10 protein-coding genes and 1 pseudogene are annotated in these 18,829 nt (G+C 51.6%); 1 reads left to right on the top strand and 10 read right to left on the bottom strand.

The window, feature by feature from the left end:
* The 9 genes from G9Q73_RS01370 to mfd form a co-directional block, all read right to left on the bottom strand.
* Positions 1 to 657, bottom strand: a 657-nt coding sequence (locus G9Q73_RS01370) for a Na/Pi cotransporter family protein (RefSeq protein WP_177418152.1), incomplete at its 3' end; no start/stop codon positions are given.
* Positions 654 to 1,136, bottom strand: a complete 483-nt coding sequence (locus G9Q73_RS01365) for a universal stress protein (RefSeq protein WP_177418151.1) — start codon at positions 1,134 to 1,136, stop codon at positions 654 to 656. The genes G9Q73_RS01370 and G9Q73_RS01365, both read right to left, overlap by 4 nt.
* Before the next feature lie 14 nt (positions 1,137 to 1,150).
* Positions 1,151 to 3,361, bottom strand: coding sequence for a polyphosphate kinase 1 (gene ppk1, locus G9Q73_RS01360; protein ID WP_177418150.1), 2,211 nt, complete (start codon positions 3,359 to 3,361; stop codon positions 1,151 to 1,153).
* A 105-nt stretch (positions 3,362 to 3,466) separates the two neighbouring features.
* Positions 3,467 to 4,738: a 2,3-bisphosphoglycerate-independent phosphoglycerate mutase gene (gene apgM, locus G9Q73_RS01355; RefSeq protein WP_177418149.1), complete on the bottom strand. Its 1,272-nt coding sequence runs from the start codon at positions 4,736 to 4,738 to the stop codon at positions 3,467 to 3,469.
* Between the two features lie 2 nt (positions 4,739 to 4,740).
* Positions 4,741 to 5,949 (bottom strand): hypothetical protein, encoded by a 1,209-nt coding sequence (locus G9Q73_RS01350; protein ID WP_177418148.1) that lies wholly within the window; start codon positions 5,947 to 5,949, stop codon positions 4,741 to 4,743.
* 82 nt (positions 5,950 to 6,031) lie between these two features.
* Positions 6,032 to 9,430 carry a PAS domain-containing hybrid sensor histidine kinase/response regulator gene (locus tag G9Q73_RS01345; RefSeq protein ID WP_177418147.1) on the bottom strand — a complete coding sequence of 1,133 codons (3,399 nt, stop codon included), beginning with the start codon at positions 9,428 to 9,430 and terminating at the stop codon, positions 6,032 to 6,034.
* Positions 9,431 to 11,173: a fused response regulator/phosphatase gene (locus G9Q73_RS01340; RefSeq protein ID WP_177418146.1), complete on the bottom strand. Its 1,743-nt coding sequence runs from the start codon at positions 11,171 to 11,173 to the stop codon at positions 9,431 to 9,433.
* A 392-nt stretch (positions 11,174 to 11,565) separates the two neighbouring features.
* A complete protein-coding gene (locus tag G9Q73_RS01335) occupies positions 11,566 to 12,375 on the bottom strand; it encodes a CsiV family protein (RefSeq protein ID WP_177418145.1) in 810 nt (269 codons plus the stop codon).
* A gap of 24 nt (positions 12,376 to 12,399) precedes the next feature.
* Positions 12,400 to 15,879: a transcription-repair coupling factor gene (gene mfd, locus G9Q73_RS01330; protein ID WP_177418144.1), complete on the bottom strand. Its 3,480-nt coding sequence runs from the start codon at positions 15,877 to 15,879 to the stop codon at positions 12,400 to 12,402.
* 462 nt (positions 15,880 to 16,341) lie between these two features.
* Between mfd and G9Q73_RS20270 the strand changes: the two are divergent.
* Positions 16,342 to 16,536 (top strand): annotated as a pseudogene (locus tag G9Q73_RS20270) (hypothetical protein); the annotation flags it as partial.
* A gap of 79 nt (positions 16,537 to 16,615) precedes the next feature.
* Here G9Q73_RS20270 and G9Q73_RS19915 read toward each other — a convergent pair.
* Positions 16,616 to 18,829, bottom strand: a 2,214-nt coding sequence (locus G9Q73_RS19915; protein WP_281397534.1) for a PKD domain-containing protein, incomplete at its 5' end; no start/stop codon positions are given.

Genomic DNA, 18,829 nt, shown 5'->3' with positions numbered 1-18,829 from the left:
AATGCCAATCAGCGGGTTTGCCATCGTTGCCATAAGATCGAGAAAAGGCTGATAACTGCGCAGGGGGAACATTGCGTCGCTCATCAGGCTCATGCCGAAAAAGATCAGACCCAACCCCAACAGCATATTGCCGTAGTGGCGGATCGTTTCCTGTTTGGAGAAGAACCACGCGCCAAAACCAAAGGCAACCATCAACAGCGCGTATTTGGTAACCTTGAAGGCGACGATCTGGGCGGTGATCGTAGTGCCGATATTGGCGCCCATGATGACCCCGATAGACTGGGCCATCGACATCAGTCCGGCCGAGATAAAGCCCACCACCAGCACGGTTGTTACCGAGGATGATTGGATTATTGCGGTAACGAAGGCGCCTGTCAGGGCACCCATGAATCGATTGGTGGTCAGCCGGGCGAGTACGACCTTCATACGTTCGCCGGCAACCAATTTCAGTGACCCGGCCATCTGTTCCATGCCAAACAGAAAGAGCGCAAGCCCGCCCAGCAGCCGAACGGACATGTCCCACCAGTTCGGTTCGGTGAGGAGATCATTGGCGGCAAAAGCCGGCATAAAGAGGGTAAAGAGCAGCAGTCCCATCCCAAGTTGCTGGATGCTGTTTGGTTCAATCAGCCAATCGGAAAGTGGTCTGGTAAACTTCATTCTTTGACGATTGTGACCGGAATAGGACAGAGTTTAATGACCTGTTCGGCCTTTGATCCCATGAGAATGTTTTTGAGCCCACTGCGGCCTTTGTTCCCCATGACCAGCAGTTGAGGTTGAAGCTTTTCGACCACCTGAAGAATCTTGGTGACTGTCAGGCCGGATACCAACATGACATCAGCTTTTTTGATCATGCTTTTGAGTTCCGGATTCTCTTTAATGAGTCTGGCCAGGAACTCATCCATCATCTCTTCAGCAATCTCTTCCAGGCGCCTGAGGATCTTTTTCTCTCCCTTGATCTTCTTGGAGGCATAGTAGCCAGGAGAGCTTGCCAAGTCGTGTACCACATGCAGGATGGTGAGATTGGTACCGATGCACCTGGACATATTTGCCGCATATTTCAAGGCGGCCATTGCGTGGGGAGAGAAGTCGATGGCGACCAGAACATTTTGTAGCATTTTGTCCTGTGATTCAGCCATGACTTCTCTCCAGATTAACGGTTTTTCAGTCGATACTGAAAATGATTCACAAGTTTTTCACGCATCCGCTTCTCTTTGTGTTTCTTTGCTGCTGCAAGGCGGCGTTTAGCAACTCCGATAAGGGTGTCCTGAGCATTGAGTGATTTTTCGTTATCGGCAGGCTTGCGCTGTACATAGCTGCCGTCGGCCAGCATGTCCCAGGCGGAACGCTGGTCACTGAGCTGCACATCAAGGATCAGCCTCAACTCCTGTCGCAGGGCGGAGGTCTCAACGGGAATCAGTACCTCCACCCGGCTCTCAAGATTACGGTGCATGAAATCTGCAGAGCCGATGAAGTACTCTTCGTCGCCACCATTTTGGAAATAGGTGATTCGTGCATGTTCCAGAAAACGTCCCACAATGCTGATCACTTTGGCTGATTCGCTCAGTCCAGGAATGCCGGGCCTCAGTCTGCAAGTGTCGCGTATGATGAGGTCAACCCGCACACCCGCTGTGGTTGCTTTATAGAGGGCTTTGACGATGTCGGCGTCCTCCAGGGCATTCATCTTCATTTGGATCAGCCCCGGCTGCTCTGCCGAATGCAGCCCTATTTCCCGATCGATCTTTTTCAACAACACCTTTTTCAGGGAGTAGGGGGCGGCGAGGATCTTGCGGTAACTTGGGGGTGGGGAGTAACCGGTAAGATAGTTGAAAAGTTCCGTGAGGTCCTGGCCTACATCCTTGTCGCAGCCAAGCACACCAAGATCGGTATAGAGGCGCGCGGTGCCGGCATGGTAGTTGCCGGTGCCAACGTGATAGTAGCGGCGCAGTTTGGCGTAGTCACGCCGCACCACCAGGATCAGTTTGCTGTGGGTCTTCAGTCCGATGACGCCGTAGGTGACGTGAATACCCGCCTGCTCAAGCCGACGGGCCCAGCGGATATTGGCGGCCTCATCGAAGCGGGCCATGAGTTCGACCAGTACGGCCACCTGTTTGCCGTTGCGGGCGGCCTGAATCAAGGAGTTGAGAATGTTTCCCTCCCCGGAGGTCCGGTAGAGGGTCATTTTAATCGCCAGCACCTTGGGATCTTCTGCTGCATTCCTCAGGAACCGCTCAACTGTAGTGTTGAATGATTCGTAGGGGTGTTGCAGCAGTAACGGCCCCTGGTCACGAATGATGTGAAAGATGTTGCGCCGGTCGTGGGCGAGTTGTGGATGATCCACCACGTGGTGTGGAGGATCCCTTAAATCGGGGATGTTTAGCGATGCCAGCTCGAAGAGATCCCGGGTGGCAATCATGCTGTTGATCTCAAAGACGTCCAGCTCCTCGTCCAGCCCCAGTTCGGCGGCCAGCATTCCCCGATGGGTCGGGTTCATGCCCTTGGAGACTTCGAGGCGAACAATGGGGGCAAAATGGCGTTCCCGCAGCTCTATCTCGATCATCTCCAGCAGATCGCTGGCAACCTCTTCATCCCGTTCTACATTGGCGTTGCGGGTGATACGGAAAGATTCACAAGACTCGATCTCCATCCCTGGAAACAGCATGTCGAGGTTGTTCGCTACCAGATCGTCCAGGGTGATGAAGGTATTTTTTTCATCAACCTGAATCATTCGTGGCGAGACCTTTTTACCCACCGGCACCTTGATACGCGCCATATAGAGTTCATGGCCGCCGGGAAAACGCAGTGTTACCAGGAGGTTGAGAGTGAGATTGGAGATAAAAGGAAAAGGGTGGCTGGGATCCATCGCCAACGGGGTCAGCATGGGAAAGATATTCTGCCGAAAATGCTCCCGCAGCTTTGTCTGTTGTGAGCTGCTGAGCGCTTGGTAAGTGGTGATCAGAATATTGTTTTTGGCTAGCAGATCGTGGACTTCACGATAGATGCGCTGTCGCTCAACCAACATCTCCCGGATGACTTGCAGACACTCATTCAGCTGCTCGGCAGGCGTTCTGCCGTCCACGCTGGGTTTGGTGACACCTGCTGCAATCTGCTGTTTCAGACCGCCGACACGCTTCATGAAAAACTCATCAAGATTACTGCTGACGATGGCAAGAAATTTGACCCGTTCCAACAGAGGTGTACGGGGATCATCGGCTTCGTGAAGCACCCGGCGGTTGAACGAAAGCCAGGTCAATTCCCGGTTCAGATAGAGCTCTGGCTGGTCGAGATAGGCGTCGTCGATAGTCGCTGCGGTGTCATTGTCAGCGGAAATCGCCTGAAGAAGATGCTGTTTGATTTGAGACATATCGGATACGTGCAGTGGTTTATTGGACTAATCGGCTACCCGTTATTATAGCTTCAAGTCAGAAGTCGTGGAGAAAACCAAAACTGCTGCGAAGTGGCAGGCGGGTCAGAAATAGAAACGGACTTCGTTTGAACGGAGATTGTGCATGACATTCATCTGGTCGAGGAGGGTGGCTAGAAAGGCAGTAGCCGTGATCCGGCCAAGCCCACCTTGCGCGCATTCCCTCTCTCCAAAGCGGGTCACACCATCGACTCGCCCATGAGACGAGCTTATCAGTGCCGGTAGTGGATCGCCTGTGTGCCTGCCGCTGTTACTGTCAGTTGAGTGATCGCCGGTAATCCCAATCACGATCTCTTCATCCAGCAGCGGGGAGAGAGATCTGTCGATACGCTCGATCAACTTCATTTTCCCAACGGGATCCAGGTCATGAGAGCAGATGTCAGGCCCCTTGATATGCAGAAATACCAAGTCGTACTCTCTTAGTGCTTTCAGCGTGTACTCCACCTTGGCGTCTATGTCGGTATCCGGGAGTGAGGAGAAACGGTCATCACGTAATGTCTGGTACCCCAGCAGATTGGCCAATCCCAGAATGGTCTCTTCACCCGCAACCACTGCTGCTTTAAGACCCAAATGGTTGACCAGCGATGGCAGGGCGGAAACGGTACCAGGGCTTCTGCAGATGATGCCGTTGGCCACCAGTTTGTTCTCTTTACGGCGCTGATTGTTGACTGGGTGATTGTCGAGAATCTCAAATGCCTGCTCTGTAAAGCGGTTGATCGCGCTGGCAGTGATAACAGCAACGCCATCCGTTGGATCAAAAGCTTCGCAGTGACGGAGTCCGAGAGACTCATAGCGGTGGCCGGAATCTGTGTCGGTAATCCGGGAAGAAAAGATCTGTCCGGTAAGTTTCAGTACAGCCCGATGCTGGGTTGCCGGATGTAAAATGGCGGTGATTCCATTGCCCAGATCAAGGTTACCCAGTGCGGCGGCAAGTTCATCAGTCCCAGCCTGAATACGGCCAGCGCGACGGTCGAGAATATCAAAGCCACCGGAATGTCTGGAAAGAGTGGCGAAGTTACACCGCAGCAGCAGGTCGCCTGGCTGACTTGATAAACCGATACCCGCTGCCTCTACCGGTCCGCGTGAGAGTCTTATGGCTTCTGCGACAGGCAGGCCGAGCAACAGACTTGTGCCGGTATGAGTGCCGACCGGCAAGCCGGGTAAGAGCGGGTCGACCAGGCTGCATTGACCGGATGTAAGTAGCTGGTCCATGTTGGGTGTAGAAGAGTGTTCCAGCGGCGTACGGTTGCCGAAGGCGGGAATAGGACGGTCTCCAACGCCGTCCAGTATGATCATCAGGCCTTTGTATTGCAGCACGTTTACACCGTTTTATCGGGTTGTTGAGCAAAAACACTTTTTACGCTGGCATCGCAATTTTCTGACAAAGCATCGATGATCGTTCGCATGATCCGGTTGGTTGCTTTGTCTTTATCATCATTATTAATGATGGGTATCCCTGATAGATCAGATTCTGAGAGCAGGAATGACTGAAGCGACCAGATTGAATTAAATTCTGAGAGATATTTCTGGCTGCTGCCGCGGGCAGGTGCCGATACCCCTCTTCCACTGAGTTGCCGCTTCAGTTGATCCGGCTTGATAACGGCGAGCATGATGGGGACAATGACTGCATCGCTATTGTCAGAAATTTTCCCTATCAGTGATGGATGTACATGAATCCCTTCAAGGATAAGTGAAACCCGTTCACGCAAAGCCCGTTGAATGACAGCTTCGCATGGAACCGATAACAGTTCAGTCTGGTTGAGATATCCAGAAATCATCAGACTTTCGTTACCTTCAGATTGCTCGCTTTGTCCGGGCAGGAGTCGCCAGGCATTAAAAGATGATGTGTGCAGTATGGGCAGCAGGCGTTCGGGAATCATCATCCGCATCACCTCCCGCAACATATCGGTCGACTGCGTGCGAACGATGCCAAGCCTGTGAGCTACCTCAGTGGCAATGGTGCTTTTCCCACATCCAGTGGTACCGCCGAAAAGAAGAATCAGAGGACGCCCACTATGTGTGTAGTCTACCCAAACCATATAACGTCTGGCCGCTTCGGCGCCAAAATTATTTTTCAGCTCAGTATAGGTCAGCATGCCCAAATCGTTCGAGTCGATCTTGTATCTACCCTCGTCAATCAACTGCTGATAGATCTCTTGAGAGATGGATGCGGATTTTTCGGCAGAGAGGCCGGTCGATTCCAGGCAGCGCTGGTGATCCGAGATGGAAAACGGATTGGTCTGTCCCTGATGGTCTCTGACCTGTATGGTTACGCGTCCCCGGTCTGAATTTTCATAGTTCTCCAATACCTCTGAAAATTCCATTTTTTTCAGTAGTTTGCTGACTCGCTGGCGAAGAGATAAAGTAGTGACCTCAGCCTCGCTGGAGATCTCATCTCTGACATTGGATGCAAGCTTATAGGCCTGTTCGAAGGTGAGTCCTGCCTCGCTTAACGAACGTGTGAGAATGCCTCTGAGAAAAGGAATTCTTGTGCCTTCAGATGAATCGACGATGATGACTTTGGCCATGTGTTGCCGGCATCCCTATTATTTATTCTTTACACGTAACCGTAAGATTATAGCTTAGACCCGGCTTGAGACGAATTCAGGGTCAGTAGGCGCTGATGATCTCATTCAGCCTATCTTTAACTTTTTGAGCCTCGGCGTCCAGTTGCGGCAAGCGGTCTTGAGTCTGGGCGAGATTTTCCTCTGCAGCATCCTGTTCCATATCCTGGGCAATCTTGGCAAGCCTTACCGCACCTACATTATTACTGGCTGATTTTAGACTATGTGTGATACGTCTCACCTCTGCGTGATTTTTATTTTCAAGCGCACTGGGGAGGATAGCCCTCAGACTTGAAAAACTATCGAAAAAAGCAGGGAACAGTTCTATGTAGTCATCACCCATAAGTTCCTTCATGGAGGCGAGGCGACCTTCATCAATGACTATCTTTGGACTAAGGTCAACGGGCGCGGGAGGTTGGGGTTCCAATATGCCGGGTGGCTTTGATGAGGACTTGTTAAGCCACTTATCAAGGATTGCAACCAATTCGTCCCACTCGAAGGGTTTTCCGAGAAAGTCATCCATTCCAGAAGCGATACATCGCTGTTTTTCAGTTTCTATCTGGTTTGCGGTGAGTGCAATGATGGGAAGTCGATGGTTGACGTTTCTCTCCCGTTTTCGAAGCTCGATGGTAGTTTCATAACCATCGAGCTCTGGCATTTGGCAATCCATGAATACAAGGTCATAATTTGTTTCAGAAATACGTTTCAGTGCAGTGAGTCCATTGTCGGCAATGTCCACCTCAAGTCCAAACTTGCGCATTACGATACTGGCGACCTTTTGATTCGGAATGACATCTTCTACGAGCAGTACTTTGGCGTTAAATTTTACCTCTTTGTATGCCGTATTAGGATGACTTTCTTCAATGTTATGGCGGGTGATAATTGAAGAGTTTGATTTGTCCATTGAAAGGGCCAGGACGCTCTCGAGAGTCTCTTTTAATAGGTTGGAATGAGCCGGCTTTACCAGATAAGCAGCAAACCCCTGATTTTCGAAAAACTTTGCGTCTCCCCTGTTGCCGGATGATGTTAATAGAACAAGCGGTGTTTTTGAATATTCATCCAGTCCACTAATATCTGCTGCGAGCGACTCTTCACTGGTTTTTTCAAAGTTACTGTCGAGTAAAATAATATGATAGTGCTGATCATTGTCCAGTGATTTCTCGATGAGATTTATGGCCTCTTCCCGAGATGAAGCTGTGTCGATATTTATGCCATAACGAATGATTTGGTCATGGAAGACTCGGAGGCTAAGCCGGTTTTCATCAATTACCAGTGCGCGTGTGCCACGCAAATTGGCATGAGGAAATATTGCAGGGGGTGGAGATGCTGGAAGTGATAGATTAAACCAAAATGTAGATCCTTTTCCTGGTGCGCTCTCAAGACCAATACTGCCACCCATCAATTCAACAAGTTGTTTGCAGATGGATAATCCAAGCCCTGTTCCACCATATTTTCTGGTAGTTGAGCTGTCAGCCTGAGTAAAGGACTTGAACAGTTTTCTTTGCTGATTTTCACTGATGCCGATACCGGTATCTTCTACTATTATATGAAAATATTCATGCTTGGAGCCGGTCTGTATGAATTTTACTGAAATGGCTACGTGCCCTGAGGATGTGAACTTAATTGCATTGCCGGTAAGATTTGTGACGATTTGTCTGATTCTGCCTGCATCCCCTGTAACCTGTCTGGGGATATCGATAGGATAATCAATAATCAGCTCTATTCCCTTGCTGGATGCAGTTGTACTTAGGAGACGAACCACGTCATGTATCGCTCTCTCCAAATCAAAAGATATCAATTCAAACTCAATCTTTCCAGCCTCGGCCTTGGAATAGTCGAGAATATCGTTAATTATTTTTAGCAGTGAGTTTCCGGATTGATGGATGATCCCGAGAAACTCTTGCTGCTCATCGTCCAAATCAGTGTCTTTCAGTAACTCGGTCATGCCGAGTACGCCATTCATGGGTGTGCGGATTTCATGGCTCATCATTGCCAGAAACTCTGATTTTGCCATGGCAGCATTTTCTGCAATATTCTTCGCTTTGATCAACTCCTCTTCTGCCCGTTTTCTATCTGAAATGTCTCTCATGACCATGGAAAAGTACTGGGTTCCACTTTTTGACTCATCGTGCAGAATGATCAGCTGTGAGACTGTGATAACTTCTCCATCGGTTGATATCAGGCTGGTCTCACCGGTCCAGGTCCTGCTCATAAAAGCGGTTGGCACTCCCTCGTTTAGAACGCGGTCGATTTCCGAAGCGGGAAACATTCCTGCAAGACTTTTATCCTCGAGACTTTTCGTATTTCCGTAGCCCATGATTTGCCGTCCAGCGGCATTCATAAAAAGAATGTTGCCTTCCAACGTGAACACCGCAATAAAATCTGTTGAGCTCTGAATGATTTCCGTGAGTCGCTTTTGATCCTCTTCAGCATGCAGTCTCTCAGTAATATCCATCAAAAATGAGGAGGCGCCAATGCTAATATTATTTAAGTCGAAAAGTGGTGTGCTGTACCATTCACAGATACGTTTCTTACCGTCTTTCCTCCTTATTTCAAGTGTGTCACGGCTAGACTTATTTGATTCAAATAGGCTCTTCCAATCGATTGCGGAATCCACATCAACAGATTCCGCTGATGGAAAAATGTCCTTGACATGTTTTTCAAGCGCCTCGCCTTCCGTATAGCCAAACAGTGATTCAGCACTGGGATTCCACTGCGTTATAAATCCATCCTGCGTCCACTCAATGGCGGCAAGCGGTGTTTCATGAATGTGATGAGAAAGTTTTTGCTCCGATTTTTTCCACTTTTCCTCTCTGTTTGCGCTCTCAAATCTAAGTGTAATATTTTGTAGGATAACTTTATTGATATGCTTGGAGAGACTGAGAAGCAGAATCAGCAATAGTCCGACCAATAGTCCAGGCGACCAACCAGTTTGCTCAGCATTTATGATAAAACGAAAACATATTGGTGCAAGAGTCAGGAGTAGGAATCCGCTGGCGATTGTATTTATTGCGGATTGCGAAGATATGCCAACTGCTGCAATACCAATAAGAAGAAAACCTATCATGGCTTGATAGGCGAAGTTATTTTCAGGAAATAGAAATATTGCAATACTTCCCCATGTAAATGCCGCCAGCAATGTGCCTGCGGCATAACGAAACTTCCAGGTTTTCAGGTTTTTGGAAATTGGCAGGGATTTTAAATACCTCCTGTAGATTAACCACCTGATCAGTACGATGATGTTCATCGAACATGTCCACGCCACTACTGATGTTCTGTCACTGAAATCCCATAAAAGAAACGTTGTTAGAATAGTGGCGACAATAGTCGCAACCAATGAGTTCGGCAGACTCTCGAAGAGGATCTTTAATTGCTCTTGCGCGATTAGATCTTTGCTGTTTTCAGCAGATTCAGGCTCATGTTTATAGGGTTTTGTATTGTTCATTCATTCTTGCCATACATAGATGGCTTCAGCTTTGTTTCCAGGTTTTTCATATTGAATTGATTCACAGAGGCCTTGAACAAGCTGGATTCCCCGGCCACTGAGTTTTAATGATGACGACTCATCTGTTGACTGCACGTTCGAAAAGTTGAAACCAGTACCGCTATCTTCGATTTGTATTATCATCTTTCCACCCTGTTCAAACGGGTGGATGCGCAAGCCTATTCGGATGAAACCGTCTTTGAGTTCGTTTAATAGTCGCTCTCTCTCTTCGAAGTAGCGGGTAAACCCTTCCGGTCCTTTTTTTATATTTGAGTCCAGACCAAGCACCCCATGGTCCAGGGCATTGACGAAAAGCTCTGTCAGGATAGTGAAGAGTGGGCGTCTATGTTCGTGAAGACCAACCATCTCCTGTATGTAGTTGATCAACATTGGGACTGGGTCTGCCTGTTTCAGTTGGTTCCCACGAAGCGTGATATGGAATTCCACGCTGTCTGATGCATGTTCCTGAGGAGATTCGCCAGACGTCTGTTTTTTATTGTCGTTATATAGACTGTTGAGATCCCAGGCCGGAAGCAGTTCCGGTATAAGCGGTATCTCTGCAAGGCTTATGTCATCATCTTGAGGGGCATCCAGACAAAAATCTTCCAGGATGCGGGAAACGGTATTTAGAATGTAGTCGTCGTCATAACTGCGGGTAATGGCATCTTCCAGTCTTTCTATTCCAAAATATTCGCCATCTGGATTTCTTGCCTCTGAAACGCCGTCAGTTGCCAAAAGAACATGGTCATTATATTGGGTTCTTATGTGCACCGCCGCATCGTAAAAATCGATTTCGGATGTGATCCCCAGTGGAAGGCTGCGAGAGGAAATGCGATGTTTGATTGCCCTCGTCTTTCCGTCGAGCAGAAAAAAATCAGGCATGCCGCAATTGAAGGTGGTGATATGGTCCAGTGTGTGACTTATTTTGACGAACTGGGCTGCCAGAAACATTCCTGTCGGCAGAAGAGCGTTGAGTTTATTGTTGATGCCTTGAAGGATTTGTTGTGGAGAAAAGCCTTTTGCCGTCATCGAACGGAAAACTTCCGAGGCAGGCAGGGCGCCAAGGGCAGCGGCCAGACCATGGCCAGTAAAATCGCCCATGAGTACGTGCAGGTCATGGGATGGCGCATAGGCAGTCAGCAGGATATCACCACTGAAAATGCTTGCTGGACGTACGAGTTGGCGTATGTGGTCGAGCGCTACGTTTCCGGCAATAACAGCACCGTTGAAGACCTCTTCAGCGATTTCCTCATCCCGCTGCATTCTGCTGTAAAGAGTGATGACATCGTGGTGAAGCTCTTGAATCCGCTCCATAGCTTTGATTTTGGCAGCGAGTACTATATGGCTGAACGGTTTCGTCAGAAAATCATCCCCACCAACCTCAATGCAACGTGAAAGTGCAGATTCGTCCGTCATGGCAGTAAGGAATATCACCGGAATGAACTTTTCACCGGCTGATGCTTTAATCCGTTCAGTGGCGATATAGCCGTCCATAACCGGCATCATGATATCCATGAACACCATATCGATCGGTTCTCTCTCGAAAAGCTCAACGGCCTCTGCACCATTCTCAGCCAGGCATACTTCGTAGCCAAGTTTTTTCAACAAGGCCTTCAGAATTATCCTGTTGGATAGTTCATCGTCCGCGATTAAGGCCCGGCCGATGGTTTTGCTTTTCTGAAGTTCTGCTTGCGTCGCTGACATGGGTTTTTGAAATCTGCCAATTTGTGGTGTTGTGGTTGTTCTCAACACTGTAACGGCAGCGTAAAGGGAAACTTAATCCTTGACGGAAAACTATTTGAATCGGATGATTCTGTCATTAGAAGTTGCTGGGCGACCTGAGATTCAGATGCAAAGCAAGTCTTTAATAATATCTTATCTAACTGATAATTCAGTAGAAATGTCATTTTTAGGCGACTGGCGCCTGACTTGTGAAGTCGTGATGTGGCAGTCATTCCAGGCACAGTTTGAGCAGTGTCCAGAGCCACCTAAGAAAATAGATTGCAGTGGTGAAGGGGCGGGAGTGTCAACCCACTGAATGCTATCTTAATTCCGCCAGTCTGATTCCGATCCCTACGGGCAAAAATCGGCTGCTGTTAGCTCGACGTGCTTGCAGGCTCTTGCTTCGATTGGGATTCGACCTCTCTATCGACAGGTGTCCCGTCTTCGACAGGTTCAGGTTCAGTGGGGAGTTCGTAACGACTTGCCAGAAAAAGTACGCCGATGATGGGATGGTCGAGATAGTGGATCTCTCCACTGCGCATTCTGCGCTGTGACTGCATTCGAAAGGCGCGAAAAGCGGGACGAAACTCTAAGCTGTCACCCTTTATTCCCTCTTCTGTCTCCCACTGCCGCAGTAGCAGATCAGTCGCAAGGTGTAGATAGCGTTTGACCCCGACCCTGATCGTGCCCTCCAGTCTTAGGGGCTCATCAATGGCCGATTGTGAGTTTGAAGGCCTGGGCAGCTCCAAGAGCAGTTGTTGGGACTGGTCAGGCTCGATAACCTGCTGACGCCAGGCGACATGCAGCAGAGGTTTGTAATTTCGGGATCTGGAGAGGTGCTGATGCTGTTCACTGAGTTGCCATTCAGACTCGGCAAGCGGTCTAAAAGGTTCAGGTGCTGGTGGCGCTGCTGTTTCGATCAGCGCTTGCAGCCCGATTTCCTGGGTCCTGGCCTCGGTTAATGGTATGGCATTCAGCCGTGATGGCGTACCGGGATCCTCCGGCCAGAACTCAGTGGAGCCGGCGCCGGGACTGATGCGTTCAAATATCAGAACCTCAAACTGGTACCAGGGTGGTATTTCCTCTTCCGGCTGTTCCTCAGCAGTAGCAATCGTTCCGGCCAGGCTCAGGATGAGTGCTACTGGCAACAAAAATTTGTGTCTATTCTGCACTTTTCGACTCATATTGTTTTCTTAAGATTTGCCAGTCTAGCTTATCAGTCTATCGATCAGGACATCTATTTCGTTCACGCGTTCGATGGGGTCGGGCATATCCTGGAGGTATCTGAGTTTATCGCCACCGTCCATTTTATACATCTGGGGACGGGTTTGGATCAGGCGGATCAGGTTTGCCGGATCGATCTTGGGATCTGAATCAAATAGCATACGCGCCCCTTTGGGGCCCGCTTCGATCTTGCGGATACCCAGAGGGTGAGCCCGTAGTTTGAGTTCGGTGATGGCAAAAAGATTCTTCGCCGTTTGAGGCAGCAGGCCGAAGCGGTCGATCATCTCGACCTGCAGTTCACGCAGTTCGTCATGGGTCGCAGCGCTGGCGATCCGCTTATAGAGCACCAACCGGCTGTGCACATCCGGCAGATAGTCTTCCGGCAACAGCGCGGCAATACCCAGCTCAATCTCGGTGCCGTGGTCCAGGGGGCGGTCGAGTGTCGGCTGCTCCCCTGCCTTGAGGGCTTTCACCGCCCGTTCCAGCAGTTCGGAATAGAGGGTGAAGCCGATCTCGTTGATCTGGCCGCTCTGTTCGTCGCCGAGCAGTTCACCGGCGCCGCGGATCTCCATGTCATGGGTGGAGAGGGTGAAACCGGCCCCCAGATCCTCCAGGGATTCGATCGCCTCCAGCCGCTTCTTTGCATCGGCGGTCATCACCTCGGTGGGCGGAGTCAGCAGATAGGCGTAAGCACGGTGGTGGGAGCGCCCGACCCGGCCGCGAATCTGGTGCAGCTGGGCCAGTCCGAGTTTATCCGCCCGGTTGATGACCATTGTATTGGCGGTGGGGACGTCGATGCCACTCTCTATGATGGTGGTGCAGACCAGCAGATTGAAGCGCTGGTGGTAGAAGTCCCGCATGATGCCTTCCAGTTTGCGCTCCCGCATCTGGCCGTGGGCTACCTGCAGGCGGATGCCGGGCAGCAGTGCTTCAAGCCGGTCCGCCATGTTTTCGATGGTGCTGACCTCATTATGAAGGAAGTAGATCTGGCCGCCGCGTTTTAGCTCACGCTGGCAGGCCTCGGTAATCAATGTGTCGTTCCACTGACTGACAAAGGTCTTGATCGGATGGCGCAGTGCCGGAGGGGTGGCGATGATCGAAAGGTCGCGCATTCCCGCCATCGCCATGTTCAGGGTTCGGGGGATCGGGGTGGCGGTCAGTGTCAGCAGATCCACCTCACTGCGCAGGGCCTTGAGCTTCTCCTTTTGGCGTACGCCGAAGCGGTGCTCCTCGTCGATGATTACCAGTCCGAGGTCTTTGAGCTTGATGCCCTCGGAGAGCAGTTTGTGGGTGCCGATAACGATGTCGAGTGTGCCGTCTGCCAGTCCGCCGATGACCTTCTGCTGCTGTTTGCCGGTGCGGAAGCGGGAGAGGCTCTCGACCTTGACGGGCCAGTCGGCAAAGCGGTCGGAAAAGTTCAGATAGTGCTGCTGGGCGAGCAGGGTGGTAGGCACCAGCACGATCACCTGCTTGTTGCCTTGGGTGGCCATGAAGGCGGCGCGCATGGCAACCTCGGTCTTGCCGAAGCCCACATCCCCGCAGACGACCCGGTCCATGGGTTGAGGTGAGGCCATATCTTCCAACACCGAGTCGATGGTTTGCTGTTGGTCCGGCGTCGTTTCAAACTCAAAGGTGGCGCTGAAGCTTTGATATTCGTCACCAGGTTCAGGGAAGGCAACACCCTGGCATGCGGCACGGCGGGCATAGATCTCCAGCAACTCTGCGGCCACATCCCGAACCTGTTTGGCGGCCCTGCGCTTGGTCTTCTCCCACTGCTCTCCGCCGAGGCGGTGGAGGGGGGCGTTGTCGGGTGACGCACCCGCATATCGGCTGATCAGGTGAAGTGAGGCGACCGGTACATAGAGCTTGTCGCCCTTGGCGTACTCCAGGGTCAGAAACTCGGTCGCGAGACCGCCGACCTCAATGGTCTGCAGTCCCAGATAGCGGCCGACACCGTGATCCTCATGCACCACAGGTGCGCCGATATGGAGTTCCGTCAGGTTGCGGACGATCTGCTCCGGGTCACGGGTCGCCTTCTGCCGCCGTCGTGTCTGCCGCACCTGCTCACCGTAGAGTTGAGTCTCGGTGATCAGGGTGATGCCGCTCTCCTGCAACCAAAGCCCCTGTTCAATGGGAGCAACGGTCAGGGCGACAGAGGGTTTTTCATCAATAAATGACTGCCAACTATCCACCACTATGGGTTTGATGCCGAAATCCCGCAACGTACCCAATAACATCTCCCGTCGTCCCGCACTCTCTGCCACGAAGAGCGTGTTGCCACCGTTGGAAGAGAGGAAGTCCTGCAGCAGTGCTGCCGGACGTTGGGCGCGTGCCTGTATGCCCAGGGGGGGGGGGAGTTGGGTGGCGAAGTTGGCGAATCCCGCATAACCTTTTTGGCGGCTGGAGATTTCGTGTCTCTGCACCGAAACCCCCGCCGGAGACTTCATGCGGGAGATGAGTTCATCCGTGGTGAGGTAGATTTTTTCTGGTGGCAGCAGTGGCCGTTCAAGATCGTGTTTCCTCTCATCGTAACGGCCTTTGACCTGTTCAAAAAAACTGTCTGCCTGCTCCCGGATCTCTTCGGTCTGGATGAGTAGATGATTCTCCGGCAGGTAATCGAAGAGTGTGTTCGTGGTCTCGAAAAAGAGGGGAAGATAGTATTCAAGACCACTGGGAATCCGCCCTTCCGAGACATCGCTGTAGATCAGGCTGCGTTGCAGGTCACCTTCAAACTGATTGCGATAGTTGCGGCGAAAGAGAGAGATGCCCGCTTCATCCATGGGAAATTCCCGGGCCGGTAACATTCTGATCTGGTCGATCTTCTCCAGCGAACGCTGGGTCTCCGGGTCAAAGGTGCGGATGCTGTCCACTTCGTCATCGAACAGGTCGATCCTGAAGGGCACCGGGTTGCCCATGGGAAATACATCCAGCAGGGAACCGCGAACTGCAAACTCGCCATGGGCGAGTACCTGGGAGACACATTGATAACCACTTTTCTCCAGACGTTGGCGTGTCTCATCCAGATTGAGTTGTTGCCCCAGATCCACGATCAGGGAGTGACGGTCGAGAAACGCCATCGGGCAGAGGCGTTGCATCAGCGTGGCGATCGGCACCAGCAGAATACATCGCTCCATCTGTGGCAGACGGGAGAGGGAGAGCAGCCGTTGTGAGATCAGCTCCGGGAGCGGGGAGAAGAGATCGTAGGGCAGTGTTTCCCAGTCGGGGAAGCTGAGCACCGGCAGGTCGTCGCCTCCCAGGAAAAAGCCGAGCTCCGCTTCAAGTTGAGCGGCCCTCTGCACTGTATCCACCGCAACCAGCACGACACCATTATAAGCCTGTGCGGCGTTGGCGATGGCGAGTGCTGAACTGCCGCCATAGAGCTGCCCCCACTGCAGTTGTTCACCTGGTTTGGCAGGCAGCGCGGGGTTAAAGAGGGCGTGGCTGTTGTCTTGTGCTATGGGCATCTGGAAGGGAGTTGAAAAAGCAAAATTATCTCATACCCGGGAGGATGGGTCAGGGGAAGTTTTTTCTGTCGCTATTACGGTAATCCCTTAGGATATGGCGGGAAACTTGATTTGTGTCAATGATATTTCCCAATATCAGTGTGAGTATTATCGGCGCGACAGTAATAAGAAAAAAATACGGATTTCGCGCAGTTTGCGGAACCATGTAGTCCCTTGACTGCAGTATCAAAAAGGGTTGGATGGGGTAGCAGTTCTCCCTGCTTTATTATTCTAATAAAATCACGGTTGATCGGGATGAGGTGTGTCCAATTACCTCTGACCCTGTTTTTGGATAGCAGTTCCCTCTCTCTCTGGGAGTTGGGATATCACGCTGTTTTTTTAGTTCTGATTCTTTCGCATTCCTGATCAGGTTTCCGGCTACCGGAGTCGGAACTTTAATACCGCAATTGAAGGAGACTACAAATGCGAAAATGGTGGCTAATGGGGATTGGCGCCGCACTGTTGTTAACCCAAGGGTTTGCAATGGCCGCGGTCAAAGTTCCACCAAAACAAATGTCAGAAGAGACCAAAGAGTGCGTTAAGTGCCATAAGAAAAACAACCCTGGATTAGTTCAGATGTGGGGTTCAAGCAAGCACTATGGCGCCAATGTTGGTTGTTACGAGTGTCATCAAGCGGATGCCAAAGATCCGGATGCTTTCATTCACGATGACAAGAAAGTAAAGAAAAATATCTCGATCATTGTTTCTCCGAAAGACTGTGCAAACTGTCACGAAATCGAAGAGAAACAGATGTCTGCGTCTCACCATGCGGAGGCCGGTATATTATGGGCTCTCTGGACAACCTGCTTGCCGAAGTGGTTGAGGGTGATATGGGCATGATTACCGAAGGGTTCCCCGGCGGTGTATCAGCGGCTGCAGTCAATGGTTGCTGGCAGTGCCACGGTTCCCATGTGAAGGTGCTTGAGGATGGTTCGCTGGATGCAGCAACCTGGCTGCCAAACATATTACCCCTGTTCCCACCGTCTTCATAGATGTAGATCCAGCTATTGTCATTGAACATCATCGCGTAGGGCATTTGATTGTAGTGGAAGATATCGCTGGCGTTCTTGAAACCCCACATCGCGTTCTCGACACCACTGCCATCGACAGTCTTCACCCGGGCCTGGAACACCATCCCCGGTTCACGCTGGAATATCTGCTCACTGAAGAGATAGCGTTCACCCCAGGTACTGCCCGTACCCACGATGGTGACCTTTTCATCCTGGGAAACACCTTCTGCGCTGGCTCGCCATTTGGCCGTATCCAGGGTGGTGCCGGAAAAGTCATCGGCCAAATCCGGATCAAAAGTCCACAGGTAATCGTAGATGCCGAAGTCATCAGTGGAGCCGGTAGCATCCAGCATGATAGACCAGGCACCGTGGCTGGCGAAGGATTCGTCGAATTCATAGGGACCACCGGCGTCGGCAACCGGCCCGTCGTTGAGTTGCACTTCAACATCATGGGTAATGGTCGTCTGCTGACCCGACCTATCAGTCAGCGTGAGCGTAACCGTATAGGTGCCCGTGGCGGTATATATGTGGGTCGGAGCGGATTCGGTGGAAGTTCCGCCATCACCGAAATCCCACTCATAACGGATAATCGCAGAATCGTCAGTAGAGGCGCCCGCATCAAAATCGACGCTCCAGCCACCGCCGCTGGCGGCACCCTCATCCACCGATGCGGGTGCATCGATCACCGCCACTGGTGGAGTGCCCTGCTGGACCGAGACAGTGCTGGTGGCGCTGTGAGTCTGACCGGCGTTATCGATTGCTGTAACGGTTATGGTGTAATCACCAACAGCGGTGTAGCGGTGCCGCATGGAGACACCACCCAGCCAGGTACCCGTGTCATTGAAGACATTGGCACGTCCCAGAGTCTGAATGATGATCGGCTTGCTGGCAGTGATGTGATGCAAACCGGAGACGCCACCGAGAATGTCGGCCGCCGCCAGATAACGGTAGCCGTCCTTGTCGAGAGCCAGGCTCATCGCGCCACTGTTGATATCGATATTGGTGCCGTTGTTGGGTGCGAAGATGACCATGCCTTCCATCAGGTTGTGCAGATGAAACTCTGTCCCTTCCCGCCCTGCGGTCATTGAGATATCGTCGCCCAGCGAAACGATGCCGGAACTACCTTCCTGTGACCCGATCCAGACCTCGACATCTCCACTACTCACCACCCGCAGGCGACGGGTACCCAAACCACCCTGGTACCACATCTCACCGGTCGCCATGGTATGGGTGTAGAGCGACTCGCCGGTATCCAGATCGAAGATATCTACGTCCGCCGCCTCGTAGGCAAAAACTGCCGCTGCCGAGTCGTTGTGAACAACGACTGCACCGAGGAACAATCTGCCAACCGCACTGCCCGTCTCCGAAGGCACGGTGGTATAGCCGTTGCCCCCGGTAGTCTGCATGGAGACGTTACCGCTGGAGACCACCCGGTAGACGGTTTCGCTGAGTCCTGCTGGTTCCCAATAGGACCCGGCGCGCAGCCGTTGGGTGGCTCGCAGGACATCACCAGAGTCGTAGAAGCTGACAACGGCATCCTCGTAGGCGAAGACAGGCTTCGCTGTTGGCGTCACGATGGAAGATGAAGTGGCGACCCACCGGGTCACCGCCCATTGCTCGGGCATGAAGGCGGAGTGCTGACTGAATTCGGTCAGGTAAGCTACGACTGGTTTGTTCGCTTTGACCTTGAAGGAGATGCCGTCTCCGGGAGAGACATCCCAGATGCCGAACCGATTCAGCGTATTGCTGGCGATGATGGAGTTGTCTTCGAGATTGATGATATCGACCTCGGTACCATCGTGGGTGACAACAATGCGTCCCAGACGGGCACTCGGGATGTCATAGCCGTAAAGATCGGTACCCGTGGCAAAGTAGCTTCCACGGCTTCCGTTATTGAAACC

Source organism: endosymbiont of Lamellibrachia barhami, from assembly GCF_011947365.2.
Taxonomy (GTDB): domain Bacteria; phylum Pseudomonadota; class Gammaproteobacteria; order Chromatiales; family Chromatiaceae; genus QGON01.
This window is presented reverse-complemented; position numbering and strand designations above follow the sequence as displayed.